Annotated in this window: 1 protein-coding gene; it reads right to left on the bottom strand. The window is 31.0% G+C overall.

What is annotated here, in order from left to right; all coding sequences use genetic code 11:
* Positions 1-120: 120 nt before the first annotated feature.
* Positions 121-1,416 (bottom strand): IS110 family RNA-guided transposase, encoded by a 1,296-nt coding sequence (locus CLORY_RS22730; protein ID WP_079428865.1) that lies wholly within the window; start codon positions 1,414-1,416, stop codon positions 121-123.
* Positions 1,417-1,809: the final 393 nt, after the last annotated feature.

Raw genomic sequence — 1,809 nt, 5'->3', positions numbered from 1 at the left:
TAGACCAGCTAGTAAAAGTCAATAAGTTTTTATAAAAAAATTAATTGATAAAAATAAGCAACACAAAAAGACCATTGAAAAACACGAACAATGGAAAATTGCTCTTAATTGTTAGGGTTGTTAAGCAGCATGGCTCGATTTGTTGTTTAGATACATTTTTGAATGTATTTTGGGGTCACGAAGTTCATACTCTTTCTGATTTTTAAGAACAGAGAATATGTAGTTAATTAGTTTATGCATTATTGCCACTAAACCTACTTTTTTACTCTTACCATGCATATTTTCTTTATAGAAATTTAGTAGGACTCTATTTATAGGTTCACCATTTCTATTCTTACGTATGGACGCTAACGCGATAGCATATAAGGCCCTACGACCTATTCTGGTACCACGTTTAGACATGACATTTTTGTCACTATTAAACTTACCAGATTGGCTAACAGACGGATCTAAGCCAAAATAAGCAACTAAGTGCTTAGGTTTAACAAAGCCTTTAATATTGCCGATTTCACTCATAATAGTGATGGCAGAAAGTTGTCCAATACCTGGTATTGAGTAAAGCAATTGTACATTTTTCTTAAACTCATCAGGAATTCTATTGCTATTCATTAGTAGTTGTATTTCAGTTAATAGATTTCCGATTTGGGATTCCAATGCTTCTATTATTGCAATAGTGTTAATTATTTTAACAAATAGACTTGGTGACTTAAGACCAATGTAAGTAGCCTCCTCAGCAGCATCGTACAGCTTTTTATAAGTATTTTCACTATGGGCTAGTCCTTTTCTAGAGTTGGTTGAAATGAGATTAATAACATCATCTCTATCAGCATTTAAAACCGCTTCAGGGCTAGAATAAGCTTTTAATATAGCTATTGATGTTTTACCAGTAATGTCTGAAAAGACAGAACTATAACTAGGAAATATAACTTTTAAATCAGTAGAAAGCTTTTTCTTAAATGTAGACTTACTATCAGTAAATTTATAGTAATCTCTACAAAGAGATTTTAAAGTGTAAATTTCAACATCAAAGTTAGAAGAATATTTAACATTTTGAAATTTACCAATAGTAGCAATGGTTAATGCATCTTTCTTATCATTTTTCACTTTTCTTATGTCACCATTTTTGTTACAATTAGTAATGAGTGGATTAAGGATACATGTTTCAAAAGTATCTTTAAGAAAGTGGAAAAGAGTGAGATGGTAAACACCAGTAGATTCCATGAAAATGCCAGTTTTCATAGAAAACTCTTTTTCCACTTTTTTTATTTGATCTACTAGGTAATCAAAACCATTTCTATTATGCATTATCTTAAAAGGCTTTCTGTAAATTTCACCGTCAGGTGCTAGTATAGCAACTACTGAGAAGTCCGCTGATACATCAATTCCAACAACTGGTCTATAAAAAAATTTACTCATATGTAATATCTCCTTTTTATGAGATAGAATAGATATTCCATTTCTATCAGTAATTTTGTAACCTTGTTTGTGACACAGGTAATTCCCAAAGGGAAACCTAACCAGCTAAACACAGAATTCTCACTGATGGAATGATACGCTATTTTACGGGTAACAGTAACTCTTCAAAGCTACTTCCCAGGAGGAAACCATCTATCTTCTATTCAAGAGATATTATACATCAATGTTTACTAATTTTGTTTCCCCTTAAGGGAAAATAGAAAACTAAGTTAGAGTAGAAACAAATACCCTATAGGGTAAAGATTTTAAGAATAATAAGAAAAAAATGAGTTGTAATGTTCGTAATTAATAAAGACAGTTTTCTATTGAATGTTATGACTACATTATACAAGG

It is taken from the genome of Clostridium oryzae (assembly GCF_002029235.1).
Taxonomy (GTDB): Bacteria; Bacillota; Clostridia; order Clostridiales; family Clostridiaceae; genus Clostridium_AE; species Clostridium_AE oryzae.
This window is presented reverse-complemented; position numbering and strand designations above follow the sequence as displayed.

Coding starts and splice junctions, on each gene's coding strand:
- CLORY_RS22730 (WP_079428865.1), bottom strand. CDS start 1,416: ATGAGTAAATTTTTTTATAGACCAGTTGTTGGAATTGATGTATCAGCG.